At 34.6% G+C, this 25,826-nt stretch carries 24 protein-coding genes, 15 tRNA genes and 1 rRNA gene; 5 read left to right on the top strand and 35 right to left on the bottom strand.

From position 1 onward, the window contains the following. Nucleotides 1–10 precede the first annotated feature (10 nt). From F7O84_RS00320 to F7O84_RS19550, 6 genes are all read right to left on the bottom strand, one after another. Nucleotides 11–922, bottom strand: coding sequence for a ComEC/Rec2 family competence protein (locus tag F7O84_RS00320; RefSeq protein ID WP_151140543.1), 912 nt, complete (start codon nucleotides 920–922; stop codon nucleotides 11–13). A 19-nt stretch (nucleotides 923–941) separates the two neighbouring features. Further along, complete coding sequence (locus F7O84_RS00315; RefSeq protein WP_151140541.1) at nucleotides 942–1,850, bottom strand: alpha/beta hydrolase; 909 nt, start codon at nucleotides 1,848–1,850, stop codon at nucleotides 942–944. Between the two features lie 8 nt (nucleotides 1,851–1,858). Beyond that, nucleotides 1,859–2,527 (bottom strand): DUF6320 domain-containing protein, encoded by a 669-nt coding sequence (locus F7O84_RS00310; RefSeq protein WP_151140539.1) that lies wholly within the window; start codon nucleotides 2,525–2,527, stop codon nucleotides 1,859–1,861. Next, nucleotides 2,514–3,797 (bottom strand): hypothetical protein, encoded by a 1,284-nt coding sequence (locus tag F7O84_RS00305; RefSeq protein ID WP_151140537.1) that lies wholly within the window; start codon nucleotides 3,795–3,797, stop codon nucleotides 2,514–2,516. Before F7O84_RS00305 ends, F7O84_RS00310 begins: the two co-directional genes overlap by 14 nt. A 196-nt stretch (nucleotides 3,798–3,993) precedes the next feature. Then, nucleotides 3,994–4,167 carry a hypothetical protein gene (locus tag F7O84_RS18885; RefSeq protein WP_192451605.1) on the bottom strand — a complete coding sequence of 58 codons (174 nt, stop codon included), beginning with the start codon at nucleotides 4,165–4,167 and terminating at the stop codon, nucleotides 3,994–3,996. Next, nucleotides 4,136–4,366 (bottom strand): helix-turn-helix domain-containing protein, encoded by a 231-nt coding sequence (locus F7O84_RS19550; protein WP_151140535.1) that lies wholly within the window; start codon nucleotides 4,364–4,366, stop codon nucleotides 4,136–4,138. The genes F7O84_RS18885 and F7O84_RS19550 overlap by 32 nt, the downstream gene beginning before the upstream one ends. A 234-nt stretch (nucleotides 4,367–4,600) precedes the next feature. On the opposite strand from F7O84_RS19550, the gene F7O84_RS00295 reads away from it, so the two are divergent. Next, nucleotides 4,601–4,948 (top strand): helix-turn-helix domain-containing protein, encoded by a 348-nt coding sequence (locus F7O84_RS00295; RefSeq protein WP_151140533.1) that lies wholly within the window; start codon nucleotides 4,601–4,603, stop codon nucleotides 4,946–4,948. Here the strand turns inward: F7O84_RS00295 and F7O84_RS00290 are convergent. Beyond that, on the bottom strand, nucleotides 4,945–5,838 hold the full coding sequence (locus F7O84_RS00290) for a helix-turn-helix domain-containing protein (protein WP_151140531.1): 894 nt from the start codon (nucleotides 5,836–5,838) through the stop codon (nucleotides 4,945–4,947). The two genes, F7O84_RS00295 and F7O84_RS00290, sit on opposite strands and share 4 nt — an antisense overlap. 228 nt (nucleotides 5,839–6,066) lie before the next feature. Between F7O84_RS00290 and F7O84_RS00285 the strand changes: the two genes are divergently transcribed. Further along, nucleotides 6,067–9,072 (top strand): glycoside hydrolase family 2 TIM barrel-domain containing protein, encoded by a 3,006-nt coding sequence (locus F7O84_RS00285; RefSeq protein WP_151140529.1) that lies wholly within the window; start codon nucleotides 6,067–6,069, stop codon nucleotides 9,070–9,072. Between the two features lie 64 nt (nucleotides 9,073–9,136). On the opposite strand, the gene F7O84_RS00280 is transcribed toward F7O84_RS00285, so the two are convergent. The 18 genes from F7O84_RS00280 to F7O84_RS19085 all read right to left on the bottom strand — a co-directional run bounded on the left by F7O84_RS00280 (nucleotide 9,137) and on the right by F7O84_RS19085 (nucleotide 19,871). Next, complete coding sequence (locus tag F7O84_RS00280) at nucleotides 9,137–9,925, bottom strand: DUF7402 domain-containing protein (RefSeq protein ID WP_151140527.1); 789 nt, start codon at nucleotides 9,923–9,925, stop codon at nucleotides 9,137–9,139. Nucleotides 9,926–10,101: 176 nt separating this feature from the next. Beyond that, nucleotides 10,102–11,115: a glycerophosphodiester phosphodiesterase family protein gene (locus F7O84_RS00275; protein WP_151140525.1), complete on the bottom strand. Its 1,014-nt coding sequence runs from the start codon at nucleotides 11,113–11,115 to the stop codon at nucleotides 10,102–10,104. A 200-nt stretch (nucleotides 11,116–11,315) separates the two neighbouring features. Beyond that, a tRNA-Leu gene (locus F7O84_RS00270) sits at nucleotides 11,316–11,395 on the bottom strand. A gap of 23 nt (nucleotides 11,396–11,418) precedes the next feature. Then, nucleotides 11,419–11,491 (bottom strand) — tRNA-Lys (locus tag F7O84_RS00265). A 21-nt stretch (nucleotides 11,492–11,512) separates the two neighbouring features. Beyond that, nucleotides 11,513–11,584 (bottom strand) — tRNA-Gln (locus tag F7O84_RS00260). A 25-nt stretch (nucleotides 11,585–11,609) separates the two neighbouring features. After that, nucleotides 11,610–11,683, bottom strand: a tRNA-His gene (locus F7O84_RS00255). 25 nt (nucleotides 11,684–11,708) lie between these two features. After that, nucleotides 11,709–11,782 (bottom strand) — tRNA-Arg (locus F7O84_RS00250). Nucleotides 11,783–11,835: 53 nt separating this feature from the next. Further along, nucleotides 11,836–11,906 (bottom strand) — tRNA-Gly (locus tag F7O84_RS00245). Nucleotides 11,907–11,929: 23 nt separating this feature from the next. Continuing rightward, nucleotides 11,930–12,004 (bottom strand) — tRNA-Pro (locus F7O84_RS00240). A 308-nt stretch (nucleotides 12,005–12,312) separates the two neighbouring features. After that, nucleotides 12,313–13,272 (bottom strand): serine O-acetyltransferase EpsC, encoded by a 960-nt coding sequence (gene epsC / locus F7O84_RS00235; RefSeq protein WP_151140523.1) that lies wholly within the window; start codon nucleotides 13,270–13,272, stop codon nucleotides 12,313–12,315. An 81-nt stretch (nucleotides 13,273–13,353) separates the two neighbouring features. Then, nucleotides 13,354–13,842, bottom strand: coding sequence for a metallophosphoesterase family protein (locus F7O84_RS00230; RefSeq protein WP_151140521.1), 489 nt, complete (start codon nucleotides 13,840–13,842; stop codon nucleotides 13,354–13,356). Further along, nucleotides 13,843–14,442, bottom strand: coding sequence for an XTP/dITP diphosphatase (locus F7O84_RS00225; RefSeq protein WP_151140519.1), 600 nt, complete (start codon nucleotides 14,440–14,442; stop codon nucleotides 13,843–13,845). A gap of 7 nt (nucleotides 14,443–14,449) precedes the next feature. After that, on the bottom strand, nucleotides 14,450–15,526 hold the full coding sequence (locus F7O84_RS00220; RefSeq protein WP_151140517.1) for an N-acetylmuramoyl-L-alanine amidase family protein: 1,077 nt from the start codon (nucleotides 15,524–15,526) through the stop codon (nucleotides 14,450–14,452). 37 nt (nucleotides 15,527–15,563) lie between these two features. Beyond that, the gene (locus tag F7O84_RS00215; protein ID WP_151140515.1) at nucleotides 15,564–17,276 is read right to left on the bottom strand and encodes a lectin like domain-containing protein; all 1,713 of its coding nucleotides are present in this window, start codon (nucleotides 17,274–17,276) and stop codon (nucleotides 15,564–15,566) included. Between the two features lie 2 nt (nucleotides 17,277–17,278). Continuing rightward, entirely contained in the window at nucleotides 17,279–18,427 is a 1,149-nt protein-coding gene (locus F7O84_RS00210) for a THUMP domain-containing class I SAM-dependent RNA methyltransferase (RefSeq protein WP_151140513.1), read from the bottom strand. Between the two features lie 43 nt (nucleotides 18,428–18,470). Next, nucleotides 18,471–19,013: a phosphodiesterase gene (gene yfcE / locus F7O84_RS00205; RefSeq protein WP_151140511.1), complete on the bottom strand. Its 543-nt coding sequence runs from the start codon at nucleotides 19,011–19,013 to the stop codon at nucleotides 18,471–18,473. Nucleotides 19,014–19,182: 169 nt separating this feature from the next. Further along, nucleotides 19,183–19,485, bottom strand: coding sequence for a rhodanese-like domain-containing protein (locus F7O84_RS00200; RefSeq protein WP_151140509.1), 303 nt, complete (start codon nucleotides 19,483–19,485; stop codon nucleotides 19,183–19,185). 191 nt (nucleotides 19,486–19,676) lie between these two features. Continuing rightward, on the bottom strand, nucleotides 19,677–19,871 hold the full coding sequence (locus F7O84_RS19085) for a hypothetical protein (protein WP_151140507.1): 195 nt from the start codon (nucleotides 19,869–19,871) through the stop codon (nucleotides 19,677–19,679). 442 nt (nucleotides 19,872–20,313) lie between these two features. On the opposite strand from F7O84_RS19085, the gene F7O84_RS00190 reads away from it, so the two are divergent. After that, complete coding sequence (locus F7O84_RS00190) at nucleotides 20,314–20,865, top strand: ECF transporter S component (protein ID WP_151140505.1); 552 nt, start codon at nucleotides 20,314–20,316, stop codon at nucleotides 20,863–20,865. A 72-nt stretch (nucleotides 20,866–20,937) separates the two neighbouring features. On the opposite strand, the gene F7O84_RS00185 is transcribed toward F7O84_RS00190, so the two are convergent. Then, the gene (locus F7O84_RS00185; RefSeq protein ID WP_151140503.1) at nucleotides 20,938–21,423 is read right to left on the bottom strand and encodes a DUF1700 domain-containing protein; all 486 of its coding nucleotides are present in this window, start codon (nucleotides 21,421–21,423) and stop codon (nucleotides 20,938–20,940) included. A 323-nt stretch (nucleotides 21,424–21,746) separates the two neighbouring features. On the opposite strand from F7O84_RS00185, the gene F7O84_RS00180 reads away from it, so the two are divergent. Together F7O84_RS00180 and F7O84_RS00175 are read left to right on the top strand one after the other, a co-directional pair. Continuing rightward, a complete protein-coding gene (locus tag F7O84_RS00180) occupies nucleotides 21,747–22,274 on the top strand; it encodes an ECF transporter S component (protein ID WP_151140501.1) in 528 nt (175 codons plus the stop codon). Further along, entirely contained in the window at nucleotides 22,267–23,427 is a 1,161-nt protein-coding gene (locus F7O84_RS00175) for a pyridoxal-phosphate-dependent aminotransferase family protein (protein WP_151140499.1), read from the top strand. The genes F7O84_RS00180 and F7O84_RS00175 overlap by 8 nt, the downstream gene beginning before the upstream one ends. 141 nt (nucleotides 23,428–23,568) lie before the next feature. Here F7O84_RS00175 and F7O84_RS00170 read toward each other — a convergent pair. From F7O84_RS00170 to F7O84_RS00130, 9 genes are all read right to left on the bottom strand, one after another. Then, nucleotides 23,569–23,642, bottom strand: a tRNA-Arg gene (locus F7O84_RS00170). Nucleotides 23,643–23,718: 76 nt separating this feature from the next. Continuing rightward, nucleotides 23,719–23,805, bottom strand: a tRNA-Leu gene (locus F7O84_RS00165). Nucleotides 23,806–23,891: 86 nt separating this feature from the next. Next, a tRNA-Val gene (locus tag F7O84_RS00160) sits at nucleotides 23,892–23,964 on the bottom strand. Nucleotides 23,965–23,991: 27 nt separating this feature from the next. Further along, nucleotides 23,992–24,065: transfer RNA gene (locus F7O84_RS00155), tRNA-Asp, on the bottom strand. Nucleotides 24,066–24,095: 30 nt separating this feature from the next. After that, a tRNA-Ile gene (locus F7O84_RS00150) sits at nucleotides 24,096–24,169 on the bottom strand. A 34-nt stretch (nucleotides 24,170–24,203) separates the two neighbouring features. Next, a tRNA-Thr gene (locus tag F7O84_RS00145) sits at nucleotides 24,204–24,276 on the bottom strand. Between the two features lie 10 nt (nucleotides 24,277–24,286). Beyond that, nucleotides 24,287–24,358 (bottom strand) — tRNA-Glu (locus tag F7O84_RS00140). 9 nt (nucleotides 24,359–24,367) lie between these two features. After that, nucleotides 24,368–24,439: transfer RNA gene (locus tag F7O84_RS00135), tRNA-Asn, on the bottom strand. Between the two features lie 84 nt (nucleotides 24,440–24,523). Then, a 23S ribosomal RNA gene (locus F7O84_RS00130) occupies nucleotides 24,524–25,826 on the bottom strand; the annotation flags it as partial.

The raw sequence follows: 25,826 nt of genomic DNA, 5'->3' as shown, positions 1-25,826 counted from the left end.
ACACCTTGTTTTATTTTTCTGTAATCCATTGAATCTTATTCCCATCTGAAATAGCTATAATGGTACCATTCTTATCATTTCTTAGTACGATTACTCCCATCTGCTCAAGCTTATGTAACGTCTCTTTATGAGGATGACCATAGCTGTTATTCTCTCCGCATTGAATAATAGCATATTCAGGTGATATTGCTTTTAGAAACGCATCCGTAGTTGCCGTATTGCTTCCATGATGACTTACTTTATAAACTTGCGCAGATAGATCTATTCCACTTTGTAACATTTCTTTTTCTGAAAATTTTTGGGCATCTCCACACATAATAAAACGATTGTTTCCATTCATAAGCTTAACTCCAATGGATGCATCGTTTAAGTTGTTTTCATCCATTTCTTTGTTTGGTGCAATCACTACAAATTTTGCTTTTCCAATTTCATATTCCTCTCCCACACTTGGAATCGTTATACCTAAATCGTTCTCATTCATTGCATTTAATACATCTTCAAAAGTCTTTGTCGTATGAGTAACATCTGGCATAAGAACTGTTTCAACTGTAAAATTATTAATTACGTCATCCATTCCACCAATGTGGTCTTCATGAGGATGTGTTGCTATTACATATTTTAATTTGCTAATCCCTTGCTCTTTTAGATATTTTACGAGATAAGTTCCATCTTCGTTATTTCCTGCATCTACTAACATGGCTTCATCGTCTGACAGAATCAATATGCTATCCGCCTGTCCTACATCAATAAAATGAACTTGCATACTAGCAACTGCAAAAGAATCATTAGCCAATGAATTGTTATTTGTATTTTCAATATTTTCTTTACTCCAGATTGTACTAGCAATTATAATAATGCTTATTATAATACTGGATAATAATTTATTTTGTTTCTTTTTTCTCGTTCTGTTATTCCTTTTCACGTCATTTTCCTAACTTAATTTATATCGTTTTGAAGAATTGTCGGATCTCTTTCCATGCCAATCTTGATTCAGGAATTAAATTCATAGACATTTGAAATACATGAAACATTCCTTCATAGACTCTTAATCTAACTTTCCCGCCCTCTTCTTTTATCTTTCTTGCAACCTCTAACGTATCGCTTAAAAGCATTTCACTACTTCCAACTTGCATTAAGATTGGAGGAAATTCATAAAACTCACCAAAAACAGGTGATAGATATGGATGCCTTGGATCATGCTCTCCTATATAAGCACTATTAAAAATCATGCTGTCCTTTGTATTTCCAAATAAGGGATCCAACTTATATTGGCTTGTATAGGACTCTCCTTCACAAGTTAAATCAGCCCAAGCAGACATGGTGATGATTCCCTTTGGCAGTGGCTTGTTATTATCTCTTAGATATAAAGAAAGTGCTAAGGCAAGTCCACCTCCAGCAGAATCACCAACTACTATAATTTGCTCTGCCATATACCCTTTTTCAAGTAGCCATTCATAAGCACGGATTGCATCTTCTAAAGCTGCTGGATAAGTATATTCAGGTGCTACTCGGTAATCAATTGTAAGAACATTTGCTCCTTTTGCTGCCTTAGAATACATCACCGCAAAATTTCTATAAATATTTTTCATTGGCCCAATGTATCCTCCACCATGCAACTGCAACACAACTCGTTTGTTATCTGCGTCTTCTGGGCAAAGATACTCCATGTCAAAATGCTCCATGCTTATTTTTTCTACCAAGAAGCCCTTGGGACATTTCCAAGCTGGCTCGATTGGATTTTTACGATATTCCCCACTTTTAATTTTCTTTCCTACAACATGCATGGATGTAATATCTGCCACTAGGTTTTTAAGAATTTTACCTTGTATGCTTTGTACTGTTTTATTCATCTTAACTCCTAGATATGAAATCTTCTAATTAATTCCGTTTTTGCTTTTTTATCTCCAAACACAACCGTTCCGATGAATATAACAAGTGTAATCGCTGCTGTCACATAGCATAAAATCGGATTTGTTATAATACGGAAAAAATATAGCACCATTAAAATCATGCTAAAAATCACTAGTGTTATCTGAAATAAAATATAACTTTGCCAATTCATAAAATTAACAATCATTAAAATAACAATTGCAAAATACGCCACTAAAATAATGGAGGGAATCACATAATTGATTGACCATCCCTGGTAACCGATTACCATATCTATCAATAGGCATAACGCCATTCCTCCAATTGTCTGTACTAAGATTTTCCCCGCAGGATTGGTATTGTTTTGAATCGAATAGCGGACTGTGATCCAAAAATATGCAATTGCTCCGCCACAAATAAAAGACCACCATACGCCGTTATAGGTCGCTAGATTTATAGTAAACAAACCAGCACCCAGAATAATGGATACAAAAACAAAAATGCGAATTAATAATTTAAATTTTTGATTATTAAATTCTACCTGTGGATACATGGGTTCCTTTTTATCTGATGTTATTTGCTCTAATCCATGTTGGCATAAAGGACAAACACTAATATTCTCCAGTATTTCCACCTTACATTCATTACATCTCTTCATTATAAACACCATTACTTTCTATCATAACTTTAATATCTTGTCTTGCCAGATTACGAAAAAATGCCTTTGCCAAATTCATATCTGACAAAACAGATGAAAAGGTGAATACCAATTCCTCTCCAAAAGAACAAACACTACACTTTAAATCCTGTTTTTTGGATACGGATAAAACAACGTGAAACTGCTCAATGTATTTCTCAAACTCCTCTAGTACACTGATACTACCCAAATTCGTTACTGTTGTTGTAAATGCTTTTGACGAATTATGATAAATCATTTTTATAGCTAAATTTTTAATAAACAAAGGAATGGCTCGAACATATAAATTTTTCTCATTGGAAACATTATATGAAATCAAGCTTTCTAAATGTTCTTTTGTCATCTGTGACTTAAGATTCTCTGATACTCTTGTTAATATGTCATCAAAGGTATAATCTTCTTTATCTGCCTCAAATTCTGCCAACAATACCGCAAAAAAATTCTTTGTAGTCGTAGACTCGAAAATCTTTCTTAAGTTAACTGGTACATTAATGCAAATTGGTTCTTTGCAAATCTGCTTGTTTAAATATTCTGTATAGATACTCCAAATCAAATTTGCAACCAAATATTGATTGATACTTACATTATTTATTTTACATACACGCTTTAAATCGGGAATGTTAATATAACCATGTACAACTCCCATTACGGTGGGAGGTAAAAACTTTCCTTTTAACTGATATGCCCTTTTTGTTTTATAGCCCTTGGCATCACATTTTTTGTAATATTTCAAATAACTATCTTCAATATTAAGAGAGCATTCTCTACTTGGTTTCGCTTCTACACATTCTTTCATTTTGTCATCGAATAGACGCAAATACTGGTAGGTTAATTCCTTTAGAAACGTAACCGCTCCCATTCCATCTGTTAGAACATGAAACACCTCTAAATTAATCCTTTTTTGATAATAAGATACACGAAATAAAAATTTATTATTCGTATAAGGATCGATAAATCGACAAGGATAATTGCTTTCTTGCTCCACAATTGCTCTATTCCGATTTGTTTCAAAGTAATACCAAAATATCCCTCTTCTAAGTCTCACATTAAATACATCAAACCAAGGAAGAACAAGGTCCAGTGCTTCTTGCAAAAGATTTGGATCAATCATTTCCTTTAATGTGACCGATATTCTAAATACGTTACTAAGATTTTCACTAGCTATCACTGGAAAAATCTTAGCTGTGTTATCTAATTTATGCCATTTTGTTTCTTTCAGACTTTTTTTCATTGTGTCCTATGCCTAAGCCTATATCAAAGCTTCCTTCCTATTGCAAAATAAAATTTACTTCTATGATCGCAGAATTTATTATTAGTATCATAATACTTTTAGACTAATTATACAATAAATTTTATTTTACAAGAACAAAAAGTTCGGTTACAAACTTTCCAATAATACAAAAAAAGCTGTGGTTAAACACAACTTTTTACACATTTATATTATGTTCCAGATATGATACGATGGCTATCATTTCTTTCGTGATGTCAGGTAATTCTTCCGGTAAGCAGTCCCTTGAAACCTCTGCTAATTGTTCTAATTGGTGCCTTAGAATTTCTCGATCTGTCATATTACCTAATTCTTTTTGAATGATTTCTTCCATTCTTCTCCCCCTTTTCCTGTACTAATTCCTCCAAAGATATATCCAGATATGCCGCAATTTTAATGAGTTTATCGACTCTTGGAATACTCCTTCTATGTTTCCAGTCGCTTAAACAAGATTGTGCTATTCCAGTATCTTTGGCAACTCGATAAGAGGTAATACCCCTCTCTCTAATGATTCTTTCGAAATTCTCATACAAGCGTATCCCCTCATTTCGTAATAACCTTTAAAGTCCACTTGAAAATACTTCGGTTTTTTGATATACTTCATATACTAAAACAGTTTTTATTTTGCATCGTTTTATCTTTAACCCCTTATTATTACTGTTAATATATGAAGTATACTTACAATATACATCATAATTCATAATTAGTCAACATTGTTTATTTATGTTTTTTGAAGTATTTTGTTGTTTTGTGAAAGGTGAATAAAAATGTATGAAATTTTTGAACAATTGTTAGTCAAAAATAACGTATCGACTTATAAAGTATCAAAGGAAACAGGAATTGCTCAATCTGTTTTTAGCTCTTGGAAAAATGGCATTAGTAATCCTAAGCAAGATAAGCTTCAAAAGATTGCAGATTATTTTAACGTTACTGTTGATTACTTAATGGGTATTGAAAGAGATCAAAATATTGATTACTATTTAAATGATGAAACAAGAAAAATAGCACAGGAAATATTTGATACTCCTGAATTAAAAACTTTACTTGATTTAAGCAAGACTTTGTCTCCTGAAAAATTAAAAGCATTGACTCAATTTTTGAAAGAATTTTGTTAACTTTTAAATCCTTTCCGATTGGACTCATGTTCAATGAGTAGCAAGGGATTTGACTCCTTTCGATAGTTAGTAGGTGATACTCCCCATGTTTTTTTGAATAACCTGCTAAAGTACAAGGGATTCTCATAACCAGTTAACCTTGCTACTTCTGAAATTTGAAACATAGAATTCATTAACAAATCCTTTGCAATTGTCATACGAATGTTAATAATATATTGCCTAGGTGATACTCCCACATAGTGGGCAAAGGTATCAATAAATCGATAATAATTAAGTCCTCTTTCTTTTGTGAATTCTTTAATCGTGAAATCACTTTCTGGAGCCAAATGAAATAAACGAATCGCTTCTTCCACTTCTTTATTATAGCTTTCAAAAACCGTGTTTTCCCTAATCTGATTTCGTCCCATTTTAATAAATAATTCCTGTATTAAAAATTGCAATTGTTCCTCAAAAAAAGGCTGCTTTAATTGCAATTCAGAAATCATATTATCAAAGATACGCACATAGCTGTTATCCGTACCAACGTAATAAATTTTGCCTTCTAAAAATCCAGTTTTCGCTAAGAATTCGTTTTCCTCTTTGCATGAAAAATGCACCCAGTAGATATCTGGATTATCCTTTAAAAAATAATAATAATATTGTTCCTCTTGCGGACGATATAAAACACAATTTCCTTTCTCCAGTATGTGCATCTTTCCTTCCAAACGAAATCTTGCTTTTCCATCTGCAATATACAAAAGCTGATAATTATTTGCTCCATTTGGGCGCTCTGTTTTAAAGCTTTCTTTATGAATTAAACGATATCTACCACTACAATGTACAAAAAATTCTTTATCAGAGACTGATTTCTCTCCTGATTGCCAATCATAATACCCTACTACTGTCTGCATCTTTTCATTCCCTTCTATTTTTTATCATCATAAAATAAGAAAATACTTTTGTCAAAGCTTTTTGAAAACTTTGTGCATATGTAAATAAATTTTATGTATGGAATATTTATTTTATTTTTGATATATTCTACTAAGAATAAGCAATTAAACTCATTGTTAAGTACCAATTGTAACCTACTTTGATATCTTTTTATGTAAACTTTATGCTTATTAAGAAAGGAGATTCTCATGTTACTTCAAGAATTAAAGTTACCAAAATATTATGAAGATCCAGCCACGCTCCATGTAGGGTGTGAGGAAAATCGTAGTTACTATATTCCTTTTGCGCCGACTGATCAACAAGAAAGTTCGAGGCTTATGATGTTAAATGGCAACTGGGACTTTCGCTTCTATGAGACGCCGCTAGAGATTGAAGATTTTACCAAAAATGACTATTCCTTTGAATCGTTTCATTCTATCCCGGTACCTAGTTGTATCCAAATGTATGGTTATGACCATCATCAATATACAAATGTAAATTTTCCATTTGCATATGACCCTCCTTATGTACCACAGGAAAATCCAACTTGTGTCTATCACAGAACTTTTGAATTAGAGAGAAGGGATTTATCTTATCATCAATACTTGAACTTTGAAGGAGTCGACTCTTGTTTTTATGTTTATATCAACCAAAAATTTGTAGGATACAGTCAAGTCTCTCACTCTACAAGTGAATTTGATATTACTTCTTTCGTAACAGAAGGAAAGAACGACCTTACCATTGTTGTCTTAAAATGGTGTGATGGTAGTTACTTAGAAGATCAAGATAAGTTTCGTATGACTGGAATTTTTAGAGACGTATATTTGATTCATCGTCCTGCCAATCACATCAGAGATTTCTTTGTAAAGACAATCCTATCAAAAGATTATACGAAAGCCGATTTAACCATTGATTTTCATTATACAGGCAATCAGATACCAACCACTTGTATCTTATCTGACGCAAACGGTGTTCTTGTAGCAAAGGGTATGGTTGAAAATGATTTTCTTTCTATTCCAGTTGAAAATCCAATTCTTTGGGATGCAGAAACACCTTACCTTTATAACTTAACCATTGAAACACCTGAGGAAAAAATTCAACAACAAGTAGGTTTTCGTTGCATTGAAATAAAAGACGATATCATTTATATCAATGGTGTTAAGGTAAAATTCAAGGGTGTAAACCGTCATGACAGCGATCCTGTTACTGGCTACACCATTAGTAAGGAGCAAGCATTAAAAGACTTAACATTGATGAAAGAAGCGAATATTAACGCCATTCGAACCAGCCATTATCCTAATGCACCTTGGTTTGTTCAGCTTTGCAATGAATATGGTTTTTATGTGGTTTCAGAAAGCGATTTGGAAGCACATGGTGCAACTAAGTTCTATGGCGGAAGCTCTTTTGATACTTATGGCGATTTGGTGCAAAAAGAAATGTTTGCCAATGCTATACTTGATCGCAACGAAAGAAATGTAATACGTGATAAAAATAATCCGTGTATTATTATGTGGTCTATGGGAAATGAAGCTGGCTATAGTAAAGCCTTTGAAGACACTGGTCGATTCATCAAACAATATGACCCAACGAGATTACTTCATTATGAAGGCAGCATTCACGAAACAGGTGGTCATAAAAATGATACTTCCATGCTTGATGTCTATAGTACAATGTATGAATCTCCTGCTAGCATTGAAAATTATTTAGCAAATCATAAAAAGCCATATATGCTTTGTGAATTTATTCATTCCATGGGAAATGGCCCTGGTGATATTGAGGACTATTTTGAATGCATCTATCGTCATGATCGTTTTGTAGGTGGATTTGTTTGGGAATGGTGTGATCATGCAATTTATCGTGGTATCACAACCGATGGAAAAAAAATCTTCCACTATGGTGGTGATTCAGGTGAATTTCCTCATGATGGCAATTTTTGTGTTGATGGTATGGTCGCTCCAGACCGTGTACCACATCCAGCTCTTGCTGAATACAAGAATGTAATTCGTCCAGTAAGAGCATCACTGATTGATGTGAAAACTGGCATCATAGAACTTGAAAACAAGTTAGACTTTACAAACTTAAAAGACTATATCTCAGTTACAGCTGAACTTCTTTTAGATGGTGTAGTAGTTGAATCTTTTGATTTCGGAAGTATTGATTTGGCACCTCATAAAAAGACTACTGTGAAGTTACCAATAAAAGATGAATATCTAGCAAGTAATAAAAGCCTAAGTGTTAAACTCCTTTATACACAGTCCGTTGAAAAAGCACTAACTAAAGTTGGGCATTGTGTTGGATTTGACCAACTTATCTTAAAGGAAAGTGAACCTAACTTTATACACGCAAAGCAAGAAAATGCTTCTCCTATTGAGTTTTTAGAAAATGCTACCAAGATAGTTATTAAGGGTTCGAATTTTACTTATGTATATAATAAGTTAAGCGCTAACTTTGATTCCATTGTGATTGATCATTGTAACATGATTCAAAAGCCTCTTACTTATAATATTTGGCGAGCACCAATTGATAATGATAGAAATATTCGTAAGGAATGGAAAAAAGCTGGATATGATAGAGCCCTTACACGCGTTTATGAAACATCTGTTTCAAAGCTTGAAAATGTGGTAATCATTCAGAGTCGTTTGGCAATAAATGCAATTCAAATTCAGCATATTCTAGACTTAAATGTACGCTGGTATATTGGATGTAATGGTACTATTACTTTAGAAATGGACGGAAAACGAAATACTGAATTACCTTTCCTTCCTAGACTTGGTATTCGTTTATTCCTTCCTAAGGATTACAAAAATGTTGAATACTTGGGTTACGGGCCAAATGAAAGTTATATGGATAAGCACCGCTCCTCTTGGTTTGGTAGATTTCAATCAAAGGTTGAGGATATGTATGTTGATTATATTAAGCCACAAGAACATGCAAGCCACTTTAATTGTGAAGAAGTGGTATTAACATCTGCAATAGGAAAATCCATTCATGCAAGCGCTTCTGTTCCATTTTCTTTTAACGCAAGCCGTTATACGCAGGAAGAATTAGAAAATAAGGCTCACAATTACGAACTGGAACAATCAGACTCTACCGTCTTATGTCTTGATTATAAAATGAGTGGCGTAGGCTCCAATTCCTGTGGCCCTGTATTACTTGAAAAATATCAACTAAAGGAAGAAGAAATATCTTTCCAATTGACGTTACAGTTTAAATAAAGTAAGTAATAAAATAAATCAATAAAAAGACGTTTCTTTCGCAAAGAAACGTCCTTTTTATATATTATTTTTCATATCCATATACTTCTATTTGCGTAAGAGCTGGAAATGGTGATTCTTCAGGTGACTGAATCAGTTCACTTAATTCAATCCACTCAATCTCCTTTGATTCGAAACTAAATTCATGAGCTTCACTGCTTTTTTTCATATCGACCTTTAAATTACTGCCATCCGAAAAAGTAAAGGTAGCTTTCTCCCACCAATTATCATGTGGAAAATCAGCTCTTGTATACAGCGCAATCGTATCAACAATTACCTTTCTCCCAAATTCTATTTTAATCGCAGCATCCTTACGTCTATTAATCCCCCAAGACTGATACGGCCACTCTCCATGACTTGAATTCACCGTAATTCCATCAATGGCATTTTTTGCGGCAAAAACAACCTCATTTCGTGTCTCCACATTAGCGGACGCATGCGGATAGCAATTGACTTCGCCATGTTGATCGTTTACATTAATAGCTAGATTTCGATATGTTTTTCGTTCATATTCTTTGGCTACTTTTGCACTTAATAAATGTAATTCTCCACAAAATACTTTTGGAGATAAGTTAATTCTTCGTTCTGCAAATGGTATCTTATATTCAACATTATTCGTTATGTAGACCATTGATTTACCTAATGCATCGTCTAACTGTAGCCAGATATTTATATGTTTTTCGGAAGATTCAAGAACAATTTTATCCCCTTCTTTATACTCTCTAGTGCATACTAGATTTACTTCGTTTTCTCCCCGATTTACAGCGATTGTATTTCCATTTACGTCTAAAACTTTCAAGCATAATGTTGCCATAGTATCCTCCTAATAAATTTGAGTGATTGTTGTTTGTTCTGATTATTCGTTAAATAAATCCACTCTATCATTATGGAATATCTATAGAAAATTAGGAATGTAATTTTTTAAGAATTTACTGTAATTTATTTAGATTTCCTATTCTTCTGCCACATATGCTTACATTTGTTCTTTCGTTATTTCAAAATTCCATCGCTAACAACTCCATCAATGCCGTATTTTACTACTCTATCAAATCGTTTCTTTGAGTACACATCCCATACATATAGCGTCATTTTGTTTCGTTTTATTGCGTTAGCTATTTCAAGATTTAATGCTTTTGAAGATATATTAATTCCAGTTAACTTATTTTTCTTTGCAAAGCTTACAACTTTTTTTGCATCTCGTGATGCAACAATCATTAATTTTGTTTTTTTATTGATAGCTTTAATTTTTAATAAAATATTCGTATTGCTACTACACAGGATTGCTTGTTTACTAAATCCAGACTTCTTTATTACTTTTAGTAGCTTAGAGGTATCCTTTACTTGTTTTATATGAATCAAAGGCGTTAGATTACGTTTTTTACATACCTTTAAGGCTTCTTCAAGGGATGGTACTTTTACACTTTTATACCATTTGTCATAACCATTTCCTCCATCTATATGAAAGGATTTTATTTGCTCATAGGTAAGTTCACTGATTTCCCCTGTTCCATTTGTTGTTCTATCGACACTACTATCATGCATAACAATGAATTTACCATCCGCAGTTTCTGAAATGTCAAACTCAACTATCTCAAACTCATAAGAAGCAGCTAATTCTATTGCTTCCAACGTATTTTCTGGAGCTAACGAGGACATTCCTCTATGAGCAATCATCTTAATCTTATGCTCCTTTGACTTATGTATCATAGTACTATCTGAATATGTATCTTTGACTCTAATAATGAATTTATAAGTCTTCTTCTTTGTTTTAGCTTTAATCGTTGCCTTTCCAATTTGATTTGCTGTAATGTTTCCTTTGCTATCGACTGATATAATATTTGTATTTGAAGAGCTCCATTGAATTTTTTTCTTTGTTTTAACTGTAAGCTTTTCTGTCTCCCCTAAGCGAATCGTCTTATATGTAGAGGCAGCTTCAACTGACAAATAATTCATGGATAATGACATTATAATAATTGCTATTATTAATGTTATTTTTTTATACATAAGAGTTCCTTCCTTTATGTTTTTAGCTTAGAGTATAAATATAATTTTGTTTATATAAATTATTATAGTCTAACCTGCCTTCTTTTATTTTAATTTTAACTTACATAGTCTTACTTTTTTATGTAGTTGACTTTTTTATCAATATCCGTTTTAAAAAAAGAGCCTCAAAACCTTTTTCAAAGTCTTGAAACTCTTGATACTGCGGATGACAGGAATCGAACCTGCACGGTCTCCCACTAGATCCTAAGTCTAGCGCGTCTGCCAGTTCCGCCACATCCGCATATGTTATCAGTTGATAACAACTGAGACATCGGGGATTCGAACCCCGGACAACTTGATTAAAAGTCAAGTGCTCTACCAACTGAGCTAATATCCCATATTTTAATTTGATATTAAACTGGGCTAGCTGGATTTGAACCAGCGAATGCAGGAATCAAAATCCTGTGCCTTACCGCTTGGCGATAGCCCACTATTTGTTTTTTCCTAGAAAACAGGGTGGATACAGGGATTCGAACCCTGGGCCTCCAGAGCCACAATCTGGCGCGCTAACCACCTGCGCTATACCCACCATATGCCATTTTGGCGTAAAAAAATGTGCTTGAAGGGATTCGAACCCCCGACCCACGGCTTAGAAGGCCGTTGCTCTATCCAACTGAGCTACAAACACAGGTTAAAATAGTTTGCATGATACATCTTGTCCATAAATCTTGCGTATCATAAAGCGGGTGATGGGAATCGAACCCACGTATCTAGCTTGGAAGGCTAGTGTTCTACCATTGAACTACACCCGCATGTTTTATATTTAATTGATAAGTCGGGGTGACAGGATTCGAACCTGCGACCCCCTGGTCCCAAACCAGGTGCTCTAGCCAAGCTGAGCCACACCCCGCTTTTTTCTTTTGCGTCACTGCTTTCCTGTGACGCAAGATATATTATATATGAGGAACGCTATAATGTCAACACATTTTTAAAACTTTTTTTATTTTTTTATAAATCCAGTATTTATGCGGGTTTCAGCGATTTTTTCTTCCTCATTTTTCTCTTTTTTGAAAAGTTTTTTATTTAATTCGAAAAATTTTTATAGTTTTAACAATTAAAAAAATTATTCTAATTCGACTTTTTTCTTCAAAAAACAATATGAAATTTAATAATTAGGTGGCGACTTTTTTCAATCACCACCTTATCTTTACCAGAGAATTATATAATATAATCTAAAAATCCATTTTGTTCTAATTCTTTTACTTCAAATGTTGTATCTCTATTCGTCTTAAATTGAAGTTCGGGATTCTTTGTACTTACCTTTGTCATGCAAGGTACTGAGCTCGTTACAAACGCATTGCTGCCTATAACAACTTCCTGTCCAATCATTGTATTCCCCCCAAGTATTGAGGCTCCTGAATATATTGTAACACCGTCTTCAATTGTAGGATGCCTTTTTTGCCCTTTTAAATTCTGACCACCCTTCGTAGATACTGCACCAAGAGTAACACCTTGATAGATTTTTACATGTTCACCAATTTTTGTGGTCTCTCCGATTACGATTCCCGTTCCATGATCTATAAAGAAGTACTTTCCAATGGTGGCACCTGGATGAATATCGATTCCTGTAATACTATGTGCATGCTCTGTCATTATTCTAGGAATAAGTGGTACATCAAGAATATATAATTCATGTGCAATACGATTAATCATAATAGCAAAAATACCAGGATATGAAAATATAATCTCATCTTTGCTGTAAGCCGCTGGATCACCTTCATATGCCGCCTCTACGTCCGTTTCTAGGCATTCTCGAATCGCAGGTATCTTCTTCATAAAGGCTATCGTAATCTCCTCTGATGCCTTATCAACAGTCTCCTTTGCTGCTTCAGCAAATATCGGACGATAACGAAGCGCAAAGCTAATTTGTTTATTAAGTTGATACGTTACATCTTCAATTACAGCTCCAAGCTGATATTCCTTATGATAGCTTTTTAATACTTTATTATTAAAATACCTTGGAAAAATTATATATTGTAAATTCTTAATGATATGAATTATCTCATCCTTATTTGGTTGATTAAATGTATCTCCCTTATTTATTGCTCCAGGTTTTTTGTAATCATCCATAATTAATTGTACGATATTTTTAACTTCCTGCTCGATAGAATTACTCAATTTTACCTCCACCTTATCACGTTAATGCTAACTATGATTCTTCCATATACTTTTTACGTACTTAAAAATATCTATTACTCTTTAGCACTTTTTATACTCATTGATTGTAAAATGAGCCTCACCTTTATCATCTATTTCCATAATCGCATATGTTGACATCCTACCATCTTGTCGTGGATATGACAAACTACCAGGATTAAGTGCTATGATCTTATCTTCGATTTCTAACAATGGTCTATGCGTATGACCAAACATAACAATATCAAATTGTCTGCTAATTGCTTCTTTTTTAATATTTTCAGTACCAACTGTTACATAATAAAAATGCCCATGTGTTAATAAAACACGGTATTTACCTATCTGAAGCTCAATCTCTTTGTCCAAGCCTGAAAAAAAATCATTATTTCCAGCAACCATTGCTACAGGACATTTTGCCTCTAACTTTATTTCATCCTCGCTACCTTCCGCATCTCCTAAGTGTATCAGCAAATCAATCGAACCAATTTTTTTCATTAAATCAAATAAATTTCTATTCTGTCGATGAGTATCACTTACAATTAAAACCTTCATCTATCTTTCCTCTTTTCTAAGTAACTCCTTCATTGCTTTTAATGCTTTCCCTCTATGGCTTAACTCGTTTTTCTTCTCCATGCTAAGTTCGGCAGTTGTACAATGATACTCTGGTAAATAAAAGATAGGATCATACCCAAAACCGTTCTCTCCTTCAATCTTATCTCCAATGATTCCTTCTATGGTTCCTCTGGTGGTAAATACTTTCCCACTTGGTAAAACTGCTGCAATGGCACATACAAATCTTGCCGTACGCTTCTCTTTTGGAACCCCTTGAAGTAATTCTAATATTTTATTGTTTTTTATGGTATATGAAGTATTTTCCCCCATATAACGTGCTGAATAAATACCTGGTTCTTTGTTTAAATAATCTACTTCCAGCCCCGAATCATCTGCCAAAACAATACAATCCACCAATTCCTTAATGGCATTTACTTTAATTAATGCATTTTCTTCAAAGGTTGTCCCATTTTCTTCAATGTCAATAGCAATACCAGCCTCCTTTAGGGATAATACCTCCATCCCTAAATCTGCTAATATCTCTCTAACTTCTTTCATTTTTCCTTCGTTATTTGTCGCAAATATAATTCTTTGATCCATATGCTATTTACTCCTTAGCTCCACTTCCATTATCTCTTTCATCATAAGCCCTTTTTATTGCATTAAAAATTCCTAATGCAGCCTTTTCCTGATAGTTTTCACTACTTAATTTTGCTGCCTCTGCTTTATTGGTAATAAAACCAACCTCTACTAATGCCACTGGAACGTTTGAACTTCTAATAATATAAATTTCACTACCTTTTACGATACCTCTGTCTCTTGAACCTAATTCTTTCACTACTTCCTCTTGGCATATCTGTGCCAATTGTTTACTGCCAAAACTGGATTCCTCTTCTGTTTCATTATACAATACTTCTGTTCCAATCGAACTTGAAGCTTTCGTATCGCCATTATTATGTACACTGATAAAAAAATCAGCTTTTACGTTGTTTGCAAGATTTGCCCTAGCAGCAAAACTTGGATTACTATCATCAATTCTTGTATAATACGCTTTTATATCAGAGGCATCTAGTAATTCCTTTAATTTTAAAACCATATCCAAATTGATTTCTTTTTCTAATATATTAAAGTGTACGGTACCAGCTGCTTTACTTCCATGTCCGGCATCAATTACAACAATTTTGTCATACATACTCTTAGGCTCTACAAAGCTCATATTCAAGCTATTGTCAACAAACTCAACATTATACTCATAAACACTATCTAAAACTAATTCGACTTGTGCCATACCATCTATTGAGCCATAAACAATATCGCTGATATGATCACTACTTCCAACCAGTTGATTTTTTTGAAAGAAATTCTCATCAATGTTATCAATTGAAATTTTTATTGTCTGGTCTATATAGCTGTTCTCAATATTAATATCATCTTTTGTAACTTCACTTGGCAATGGAATCTTTAGGTAACTTTTTACACCTTGGGAAGTATCCCCGGCGTTTGTTTCATCATAATAATTTATCGTATCGGTCTGTTCTTCTACTTCAGCAACTGGTTCTTGTTCAACAATAGTTGGAACAACTACTATCTGATTCGGTAACTGAAATAAAATAATGGAAACTCCAATGGCAAATAGCGTACTTCCAATAGCTGTTTTTCTTATCAGTCTCTCTTCTAGTGTCATTACATTATAAAACTCCTCTCTTTTGTTTCTTTCTATTTTAATTCACATCTTTTGTATATACCTTGAGACATAAATTGCAGCTTTGTGTCTCCTCTACATTGTCCCAACTCTTTCCTCGATTGCTAATATATCCCTCTCCATCACTAAGGTCAACATCTTGTGTTGATTCATCCGCCTTATACTCAATTGCGGCAGGATGTATTGAGTTTGGTGTAGTGATATACACCATAACTGCGAATTTCTCATTCGCCTTCACCTTTTCAGGTACATCAAAATTAACTGTATAAAATCCTGCGTTATCAAACTTACCTTTTTTTATTAGTTTTCGATTACTTACATCCAGTGAATCAGCATTTACAAAGTTCTTAATAAAATACAATTCATATTCGGTATTTTCTCCCGTAGCATAAAATCCTGCTGCACTAATCTCTTCTTCTCCTTTGGTTGTATATGCATTGGCAAAATACACACTATCTCTGCCATAGCCAAGCTGTCCCACCCAACCACATAAATCAGCTTGGTAAATATTATCATAATTATTTACGTCTTCTACTACAGAATAAACAACATTATGGACGCCTATATTGGTATCATAATAAGAAATATAAAATACCCCATTATCTCCAAAACTTTCTCCCCAACTATTCTGGCAGATAAATGCACCGTTTCCTTCTAAGTCCATATTGAAATTTTCCTTTGGATAATTATCATCCCAACCAATTATAACAACATCATGATTTGGTCTTTCTTCTCCTTTATAACAATAAGCATAATTCCTTCTATTATAAAATACGGACTTACTATTTGGACTAGTTAAGGATAAATACAAGGAAGATTGAACTCCTCCGTACTTATACACAGCTTCTTTTATCTTCTCATAATTTTTTTCTGGGATAATCTGTACCTCTTGTACATGTTTTACTGCTGTTAAGGTATCATCTGATATACCGTCGCCGTAAGGATCATCTTCCTCATTTACGGGTCCTTGCCAACTCGTTAAATAAGCGGTTGCCATGGTATATTCGCCACCATCATTAGGAGAAGTACTAAAGCTATTTTGCAATGTCATGTGATCAGGTGCAAACTCCAATCTTTCTTCTGGTAATAGAGCACTCTCGATTGCAGATAAAGATGCAAATGCCCAACAAGTCCCAAATCTCCCTTGATTTTTAACCTTACTGTTTCGAAATACATCTCTAAGATCATAAAAATACGGTACAATACGTGTATCGGCTGAATTATTCATGGCTAAAATACGATTATTGGCAACATCCCATTGAAAATTATAATTCAGCTCTTTTGCAACAAGCTCTAAAGGAACAAAGATATCGTCCTCCTCTGCATACAACGGTGATTCTAGTTCTATCTCATTGTCATTTATGTATGCTACCTTCGAATTTAAAACCATTTCTATTTTTGTATTATACTTTTCTAATACCAATCGATCTTTATCATAGAAATTAACCGCACAATCAAAGTTGTTTCTCAACTTTTTATAGGATATCATAAGATTTAAATTTTCATCCATGAAAATTTCTCCTTGATTGATATCAGCCTCTACACCATCTATTAACAATGTAATTTTTTTATCGTTTACACTTTGGGATATATAAGGATTCCAAACACTTTTTTCATATGAAACGTGCTCACTCTTTTCCACTACGTTATCTTTCGGTATAATATCAATTTTTACATTACACAAACCTATGATTATTACAGCAAAAACTATATACTTAATCGAATATTTCAAGATTATCTCCCACTTTTTTTCGGTTTTGGTCCTAGGAATTGATAATAATAAGTTTTTATCATTCCATTATAAAGCTTGCGATTTTTATCCGCCTTTCTCCCGATGTATTTTTCTGCTTCATCATAGCTTGTAATCAAATAAGTAGACCATGAATCTAATCGTTTCATAGCTTCTCCAATTTCATGATATAAAAGAGGTAAATCTTTTTTATCCTCTAATCTTTCCCCATAAGGTGGGTTTGAAATAACAAATCCAAATTTTTTCGGATGATTTAAGTCCTTAACTTCTCTTCGCTGGAAATGTATCAATTGATCTACACCTGCTAACTTTGCATTTTCTCTTGCACTCTTAACAACACTTGGATCAATATCGTATCCTTGAATATCCATGTCAACATCTAGATTGATTAAATCATTTGCTTCATTTACCGCCTCATACCACTCTTTTTTATCAATCAGATTTGTCCAATTTTCTGCCAAAAAGGAGCGATTCATTCCTGGTGCAATATTAGCTCCGATCATAGCTGCCTCAATAGGAAAGGTTCCACTTCCACAAAATGGGTCTACTAATATTCTATCTTTTTTCCATGGTGTCAGCATGATTAGTGCAGCCGCTAAGGTCTCTGATATAGGTGCAATCGCGGAATTAAGTCTATACCCTCTCTTATGAAGGGAATCTCCTGTTGTATCAATTGCCACTGTTACTTCATCTTTTATAATAAAAACGCGGATTGGATAGGCACATCCATCTTCATCAAACCATGAAACACTATATTTTAGTTTCATACGTTCTACCATGGCTTTTTTCACAATGGATTGAATGTCTGAAGTACTAAAAAGCTTACTTTTTACACTCGAAGCTTTTGTCACCCAGAACTTTCCATCCACTGGAATAAACTCTTCCCAAGGTATTGCCTTAACATTTTGAAACAGCTCTTCAAAAGAATACGCCTTAAATTTAGCAACCTGTAACAATACACGCTCTGCACTGCGTAAAAATATATTAGCTCTACAAATTGCTTCTGCATCTCCTTCAAATGTAATTCTTCCATCCTCTACCAAGCTGATTTCATAGCCTAGATCAATGATTTCTCTTTTTAAAACCGATTCTAAGCCAAAGTGGCAAGGTACAACAAGTTGATATTTCTTCATAATATTTGTATTTCTCCGTTTCGTTCTTTTTGTAATCCTTTTATTACAGGTTTATTTTTTTAATTATCTCATGATTAAAACTCTTAATAAGAAATTCATCTTGTTCCATTATACCATAAGTCTGTACATTATTTTCTTTTGGTAAAGAAACTGAGCCAGGATTTAATACTATTTTGTTATCCATCATATCTGCCATTAAAACATGCGTATGCCCTTGAATTAAAATTTCTCCGTCTTTCATAGGTGGCAAATTCTCTGTATTATATTTATGACCATGTGTAGCATAAATCATTCTACCATTACAATATAATATGGCGTAATCTGCTAAGATTGGAAATTCTAATACCATTTGGTCTACTTGCGCATCACAATTTCCTCTTACCGCACATATCTCCTCCTTTATCGAATTTAACATCGTAATCACCTTCTTAGGTGCATAATCTTTAGGTAAATCATTTCTTGGACCATGGTAAAGTAAATCGCCTAAAAGAATAAGTTTATCAGCTTTCTCTTTTTGATATGCTTCTATCATTTTCTCACAATAGAATGCAGATCCATGTATATCAGATGCAAACATTAGTTTCAATTGTATATCCTCCAATACTTTATTCGTTTCAATCTTTTGTATCTTTCCATTATGTGAAATCCTTAAATCATATAACAATTCAACATAATCCGTAATTCAAGTTAATAAAAATGATTACTCTATTCTATACTATCTCCCACAAAATATACTGTCAATAAGTTTATTTGTATTAAACAAGTTTTTTTCCACGATATGATTTCATTCCACCAATTACACTTATAATTCGATATCCTAAAACACTTAATTTTTTAGCAGCCATCAAACTTAATCCTCCTCTGTCACAATACATAATAATAATCTTATCATATGGCAATGAAACAGCATTATGTTCAATATCATCATAATCCATATGAATTGCACCTTCAATATGTCCTTTTTCGTAATCTTTTTTTTCTCTTAAATCTACGATTAAATAACTACTATTATTAACATATTGATCCAAATCTTTGGCTGAAATAGTTTCAAATTTCATTTTTACAGTTCCCTTGCTTTTACATTTATTATATTCCATACACTTATGTTTGTTTCTTAAATGTTAATGAAAATTATTTTACAATCCTATTTCAGTCATAAATCAATTCCCATTTTAGGTTGTTATCGCATGAAAAGAAGCAATGGCACTTAAACCATTGCTTCTTTTATGAATCTAACCATTAGACACTATTAGTTCATTTTATTGCTTGAACTTTTTGAAGTAGTTTTTGAGGACTCCTTATTTTTTGTGGATGTTGAGTCAGTAGATGAATCCTTACAATTATTTGCATTATTTGCGTTTCTTGATGTGTTATCACTTGCGTTTTTAGAGCTGGATGATTTTTTACTCGTAGTGTGTGTGTTTGTAGTATTAGATTTTGCCATGTCGAGTTCCTCCTATCATAAATATTTTATCTACAAGTCTTATTATCCCAATAACTATATTTATTATTCACAAAAGAACCCTGCAAAAAACTCTCTTTATTAACATAACTTACATAAAATAGTTTTTTTGATTTTTTTATTGCTTTTTTTGACAAATTATAATATAATTACATTGTAAAAAGAATTTACCCTTCAAAGAATTTTTTTTACATTATATAACCCCTTATTAATTATTTATACTCCCCTCATTAAAGGCTTGGTAGCTCCCCTACCAAGCCTTTGATCTTTGTTTTTTTATTTATTTCTACATATAAATATTAAAACTGGTATTGTAAGTTTTTATAAAACTGGCTATTTTAAAGATACCAAGTGTTATGTATAATTACTTAAACTTATAAGTAATTCAATTTAACGTAACTTTTTTTATATATGGAGGAATAAAATGAATGATAAAACAAAGAAGTTAGTAATAGGCGCGCTGCTATGTGCCTTTACTACGGTTGCAACTATGGTAATCAAGTTTCCTACTCCTACTTTTGGATATATTCACTTAGGTGATGGACTTGTTTTATTATGTGGAATTGTCTTGGGACCGATTGGTGGTGCCTTGTCGGCAGGTATTGGATCTATGTTTGCTGATATATTCGCTGGCTATGCATCCTTTGCACCAGCCACTTTAATTATTAAGGCATTAACTGCTGCACTTGCTGGATTTATATTTCATAAAGCAAATGGTGCACTTACAAAAAAAACAATTTTATCGGGTATACCTAGTGAGCTTTTAATGGTATTTGGCTATTTTATATATGAAGTATTCCTTACCTTGCTAGCTGCTCAAAGTAACTCTGCTTCCCTATTCGCTTCAGCTATTTCTGCTTCAGCGGTTGGTATCCCTTTTAATCTTATGCAAGGCATTGCAGGCATTATCATAACACTTGCATTGTTACCAATTCTTACAAAAATACATGACATACGAGAATGGATTTTTAAATAATAAAAAAACATACGGGGTTATTCCTGTATGTTTTAACATTTCTATATCCTCTAATTATACTACATTAATCACTTATCTGCGGTTCCCTGTAAAATAAGACACCAGCAAAAATATTACCACCACTGGAAAAATAATTGGAAGTATGGCCACTGCGATTTGTCCTACCAAACACAAAACAACAATTAATAAAATGATTAAAATCATTTTTCCATACCATGAATTAATTTTAAACTTTCCGTATCTAAGATCCCAACCTTCATGCTCATCATAAGATGCATGAAAACCTCTTTGATTTGTCTTATCTTGCATCTCATCTTCCATTTCATTGCTATAGGTATATGTTCTTGTAGATTTTGTCACACTACTTGTCTCAATAATGGTCTTAGCAATCAGACGTGGTTCTCCTAACAACTGTAGAATGTCTATTTCTTTTTTTCCTTTTCGAATTTCATCATCGATATAATTGTTATAGTACAAAAGATTCTCATCTATGACATCTTGCGATACCTCGCCATCTAAAGTTACTTGTAATATATTTAAAAACTCATATTTACTCATTGTTTCCTCCTAAATAAATATTAGAAAGCATAACTTATTTATTGCTTATTTATTCCTTTTTATCTTTGAATTCTGTTTTATTATATACTATTAAGGAGAAAAATACTATACTTTCACAATTAATTCATGATTACAAAATTTGAAATCACTTTTTTCTCTTAACATTTAGAACTTTAATTGATGATTCATAAAATGGATTCACCCATAGCAATCTGGCATGGTCACTTTTATTTAATCTGGCTCTTTTAAATATACCACTTTTCTTATATCATTCGAATTAATAAAAAACATAAATTTAATTTGATTAAGAAAGGATATCGTAAATGAGTAAAACAAAAACTATGACAACTATGCAATCCAATTTATCTACACTGGCATTAAACGGAATGTTTATTGCTCTAACACTACTTTCTACTGCCTATATAAATGTCAAGCTTCCTATTGCCTCAAATGGTGGCCTCATTCACTTAGGAAATATTCCTTTGTTTGTCTGTGCATTATTATTCGGAAAACGAAGTGGCGCTATCGTTGGAGCTTGTGGAATGGGATTATTTGACTTAATATCTGGGTGGGCTATATGGGCTCCCTTTACCTTTATCATTGTGGGAGCAATGGGTTATATTATTGGGTTTATTACCGAAAAGAAAAAAGGTATTTTTTATCAACTTATCGCACTTGTATTTGCTTGCCTGATAAAAGTGATTGGTTATTATGTGGCTGAGGTAATACTATACCATAATATCTATTCTCCGCTTACTTCCATTCCCGGGAATATAATTCAAGTCACTCTTGCTGCTATTATTGTTCTTCCAATACTAAATACACTGAAACGAGGTATTCAAAATGATTAAACTTATGACTCCTGGTCCTACTCAAGTAAGAGAAAACGTACGTTTATCAAGAAGTATGGAAACAACCAATCCAGATTTAGATGTAGATTTTTATAATGATTACCATGCACTCTGCAAACAAATAGGTGATATGTTACACACAAAGAACCTTGTTTACATCATGAGTGGTGAAGGAATTCTAGGGCTTGAGGCTTCCTGTGCCTCAATAACGGAACCAGGCGATAAGGTGTTGGTTCTTGATAATGGAATCTTTGGTAAAGGTTTTGGCGACTTTGTATCTATTTACGGAGGTATTCCAGTCTATTATAGCGACTCCTATGAGCATGAAATTAATGTTGAGCGTCTGGCTTCATTTTTAGAGAGTCATCATGATTTTAAATATGCAACACTTGTTCACTGTGATACACCTAGTGGAGTTCTAAATGAAATAGATAAGATTTGCCCTTTACTACATAACTATGGAATTATGACTGTCGTTGATGCCGTCTCATCTATGTTTGGTGAACCAATTGATGTTGACAAAAGCAAAATTGATATCCTCTGCGGTGCATCTCAAAAAGTCATATCTGCTCCTCCTGGATTGACATTTCTCACCGTGAGTAAATCTACTTTACATTGTATGGAAAACAGGACAACACCAATTGCATCATTTTATGCAAATATTTTAAATTTTAAAGATTATTATAAGAAAAAATGGTTTCCTTATACTATGCCTATCAGTGATATCTATGGTTTACAAACTGCAATTGAGAATATTAAGAAAGATAAAAAAATTTACCAAAGACATAAAAAAATTGCAAGTTGTGTTAGAAATGCTGTGATTTCATCCGGGTTAGAACTTTATATAAAAAGCGGTTATTCAAGTACTGTAACAGTCATAAAAGTACCTGATGTACTAAATTGTTGTGATATTTTGACTATACTTAAGGAAAAGTATCATATACTGATAGCCGGAGGCTTTGATATTCTTGAGAATAAAGTGATTCGTATCGGACACATGGGAGAGAATTGTAATATAGATGATGTAGCAGAAACATTAGATGCATTATCAAGAACATTTGAACTATTACATTATCCTTTAGAAAAAAATTTAAAAACTTCTTTTATCACATCACTTGAATCTTACGAAGAAAGTTACGTAGATACTCTTTAGCCTTACTCTTTAATCTAAGTTTGCAAAGCAAAAACTTCCATGTCCACGCACCTACAATCCCCTGGAGGTTGTTATCTAATTGGAAAGTTCTTAAAGTTACCTATACAAAAAACCCATACACTTTGTGTATGGGTTTTACTACGTGCGATAGAAGATTCGAACTCCCGACCTTCTGGTCCGTAGCCAGACGCTCTATCCAGCTGAGCTAATCGCACTTATACTAAATATGTCCTATGATACATATTGTATCAGTAAGATACAAAAGCAATAGAACGTTACTCTATTGCTTACTGCCGGCAACCGGAATCGAACCGGTACGGGAGTATAAGTCCCGCAGGATTTTAAGTCCTGTGCGTCTGCCAGTTCCGCCACGCCGGCATAACCATCTTATACTTAAACTAAAGTATTTTGGTTACTTATTATCTAAAATAAAACTTCAAATATTTTACTCTTATAATAAGTAATGGGACCAACAGGGCTCGAACCTGTGACCCTCTGCTTGTAAGGCAGATGCTCTCCCAGCTGAGCTATGATCCCATGGGTAAAACAATTTTTAATTATCAACGACCCAAATGGGACTCGAACCCACGACCTCCGCCGTGACAGGGCGGCGCTCTAACCAACTGAGCCATTGGGCCTTAAAACAATTACAATATTTCTTAAAATAATGGACCTTCGGGGACTCGAACCCAGGACCGATCGGTTATGAGCCGATTGCTCTAACCAACTGAGCTAAAGGTCCAAACTCTCTAATACTATTATTATTCTATTAGGGAAGCCGACAATCGGACTCGAACCGATAACCTGCTGATTACAAATCAGCTGCTCTGCCAATTGAGCCATGTCGGCACAAACAATATGACTCCAAGGGGATTTGAACCCCTGTTACCGCCGTGAAAGGGCGGTGTCTTAACCGCTTGACCATGGAGCCTAAGCTAAACTCCCTGAGTAGGGCTCGAACCTACAACACCACGGTTAACAGCCGTGTGCTCTACCATTGAGCTATCAAGGATTAAAGGTTATACCTTCAAAACTGCACATGAAATTCGAATAATGTATGACGACTCTCTTAGCAAGCTCTCACCTGCTAAGCTCTTTGGTCATGCCCTCGACCGATTAGTAACAGTCAGCTACATGCATTACTGCACTTCTACCTCTGTCCTATCTACCTTGTAGTCTTCAAGGGGTCTTACTAGCCTGCGCTATGGGATATCTCATCTTGAGGGGGGCTTCACGCTTAGATGCCTTCAGCGTTTATCCCTTCCGAACTTGGCTACTCTGCCATGCCTTTGGTAGACAACAGATACACCAGCGGTTCGTCCAACCCGGTCCTCTCGTACTAAGGTCAGCTCCTCTCAAATATCCTGCGCCCGTGCCGGATAGGGACCGAACTGTCTCACGACGTTCTGAACCCAGCTCGCGTACCGCTTTAATGGGCGAACAGCCCAACCCTTGGGACCTACTTCAGCCCCAGGATGCGATGAGCCGACATCGAGGTGCCAAACCACTCCGTCGATGTGAACTCTTGGGAGTGATAAGCCTGTTATCCCCAGGGTAGCTTTTATCCGTTGAGCGATGGCAATCCCACTTTATACCACCGGATCACTAAGTCCTAGTTTCCTACCTGCTCCACCCGTCGGTGTCACAGTCAAGCTCCCTTATGCCTTTGCACTCTGCGAATGGTTTCCAACCATTCTGAGGGAACCTTTGAGCGCCTCCGATACTCTTTCGGAGGCGACCGCCCCAGTCAAACTCCCCGCCTGACATTGTCCTCCCACCAGTTTATGGTGGCTAGTTAGAAATCCAATACTGCAAGGGCGGTATCCCAACAACGACTCTGGTATGACTGGCGTCATACCTTCCTAGTCTCCCGCCTATCCTGTACATGCAGTACCGAATCCCAGTATCAAACTGGAGTAAAGCTCCATGGGGTCTTTCCGTCCTGGCACGGGTAACCAGCATCTTCACTGGTACTTCAATTTCACCGGGTGCATTGTCGAGACAGTGCCCAAATCATTACGCCTTTCGTGCGGGTCGGAACTTACCCGACAAGGAATTTCGCTACCTTAGGACCGTTATAGTTACGGCCGCCGTTTACTGGGGCTTAAGTTCAAAGCTTCGCTTGCGCTAACCTCTCCCCTTAACCTTCCAGCACCGGGCAGGCGTCAGCCCATATACCTCACCTTTCGGTTTTGCATAGACCTGTGTTTTTGCTAAACAGTTGCTTGGGCCAATTCTCTGCGGCCTGGCTTTCACCAGGCACCCCTTCTCCCGAAGTTACGGGGTCATTTTGCCGAGTTCCTTAACAATGCTTCTCCCGTCGGCCTTAGGATTCTCTCCTCATCCACCTGTGTCGGTTTACGGTACGGGTACAATAAAAACAATAGCGGCTTTTCTTG

This window comes from Candidatus Galacturonatibacter soehngenii, from assembly GCF_008830185.1.
In the GTDB taxonomy this organism is placed as follows: Bacteria; Bacillota; Clostridia; order Lachnospirales; family Lachnospiraceae; genus Lachnotalea; species Lachnotalea soehngenii.
The sequence above is the reverse complement of the archived record's forward strand: the minus strand, read 5'-3'. Positions and strand labels throughout refer to the sequence as shown.

Coding starts and splice junctions, on each gene's coding strand:
- F7O84_RS00315 (WP_151140541.1), bottom strand. CDS start 1,850: ATGAATAAAACAGTACAAAGCATACAAGGTAAAATTCTTAAAAACCTA.
- F7O84_RS00310 (WP_151140539.1), bottom strand. CDS start 2,527: ATGAAGAGATGTAATGAATGTAAGGTGGAAATACTGGAGAATATTAGT.
- F7O84_RS00305 (WP_151140537.1), bottom strand. CDS start 3,797: ATGAAAAAAAGTCTGAAAGAAACAAAATGGCATAAATTAGATAACACA.
- F7O84_RS18885 (WP_192451605.1), bottom strand. CDS start 4,167: ATGGAAGAAATCATTCAAAAAGAATTAGGTAATATGACAGATCGAGAA.
- F7O84_RS00295 (WP_151140533.1), top strand. CDS start 4,601: ATGTATGAAATTTTTGAACAATTGTTAGTCAAAAATAACGTATCGACT.
- F7O84_RS00290 (WP_151140531.1), bottom strand. CDS start 5,838: ATGCAGACAGTAGTAGGGTATTATGATTGGCAATCAGGAGAGAAATCA.
- F7O84_RS00285 (WP_151140529.1), top strand. CDS start 6,067: ATGTTACTTCAAGAATTAAAGTTACCAAAATATTATGAAGATCCAGCC.
- F7O84_RS00280 (WP_151140527.1), bottom strand. CDS start 9,925: ATGGCAACATTATGCTTGAAAGTTTTAGACGTAAATGGAAATACAATC.
- F7O84_RS00275 (WP_151140525.1), bottom strand. CDS start 11,115: ATGTATAAAAAAATAACATTAATAATAGCAATTATTATAATGTCATTA.
- F7O84_RS00230 (WP_151140521.1), bottom strand. CDS start 13,842: ATGAAGGTTTTAATTGTAAGTGATACTCATCGACAGAATAGAAATTTA.
- F7O84_RS00225 (WP_151140519.1), bottom strand. CDS start 14,442: ATGGATCAAAGAATTATATTTGCGACAAATAACGAAGGAAAAATGAAA.
- F7O84_RS00220 (WP_151140517.1), bottom strand. CDS start 15,526: ATGACACTAGAAGAGAGACTGATAAGAAAAACAGCTATTGGAAGTACG.
- F7O84_RS00210 (WP_151140513.1), bottom strand. CDS start 18,427: ATGAAGAAATATCAACTTGTTGTACCTTGCCACTTTGGCTTAGAATCG.
- F7O84_RS00200 (WP_151140509.1), bottom strand. CDS start 19,485: ATGAAATTTGAAACTATTTCAGCCAAAGATTTGGATCAATATGTTAAT.
- F7O84_RS19085 (WP_151140507.1), bottom strand. CDS start 19,871: ATGGCAAAATCTAATACTACAAACACACACACTACGAGTAAAAAATCA.
- F7O84_RS00190 (WP_151140505.1), top strand. CDS start 20,314: ATGAATGATAAAACAAAGAAGTTAGTAATAGGCGCGCTGCTATGTGCC.
- F7O84_RS00185 (WP_151140503.1), bottom strand. CDS start 21,423: ATGAGTAAATATGAGTTTTTAAATATATTACAAGTAACTTTAGATGGC.
- F7O84_RS00180 (WP_151140501.1), top strand. CDS start 21,747: ATGAGTAAAACAAAAACTATGACAACTATGCAATCCAATTTATCTACA.
- F7O84_RS00175 (WP_151140499.1), top strand. CDS start 22,267: ATGATTAAACTTATGACTCCTGGTCCTACTCAAGTAAGAGAAAACGTA.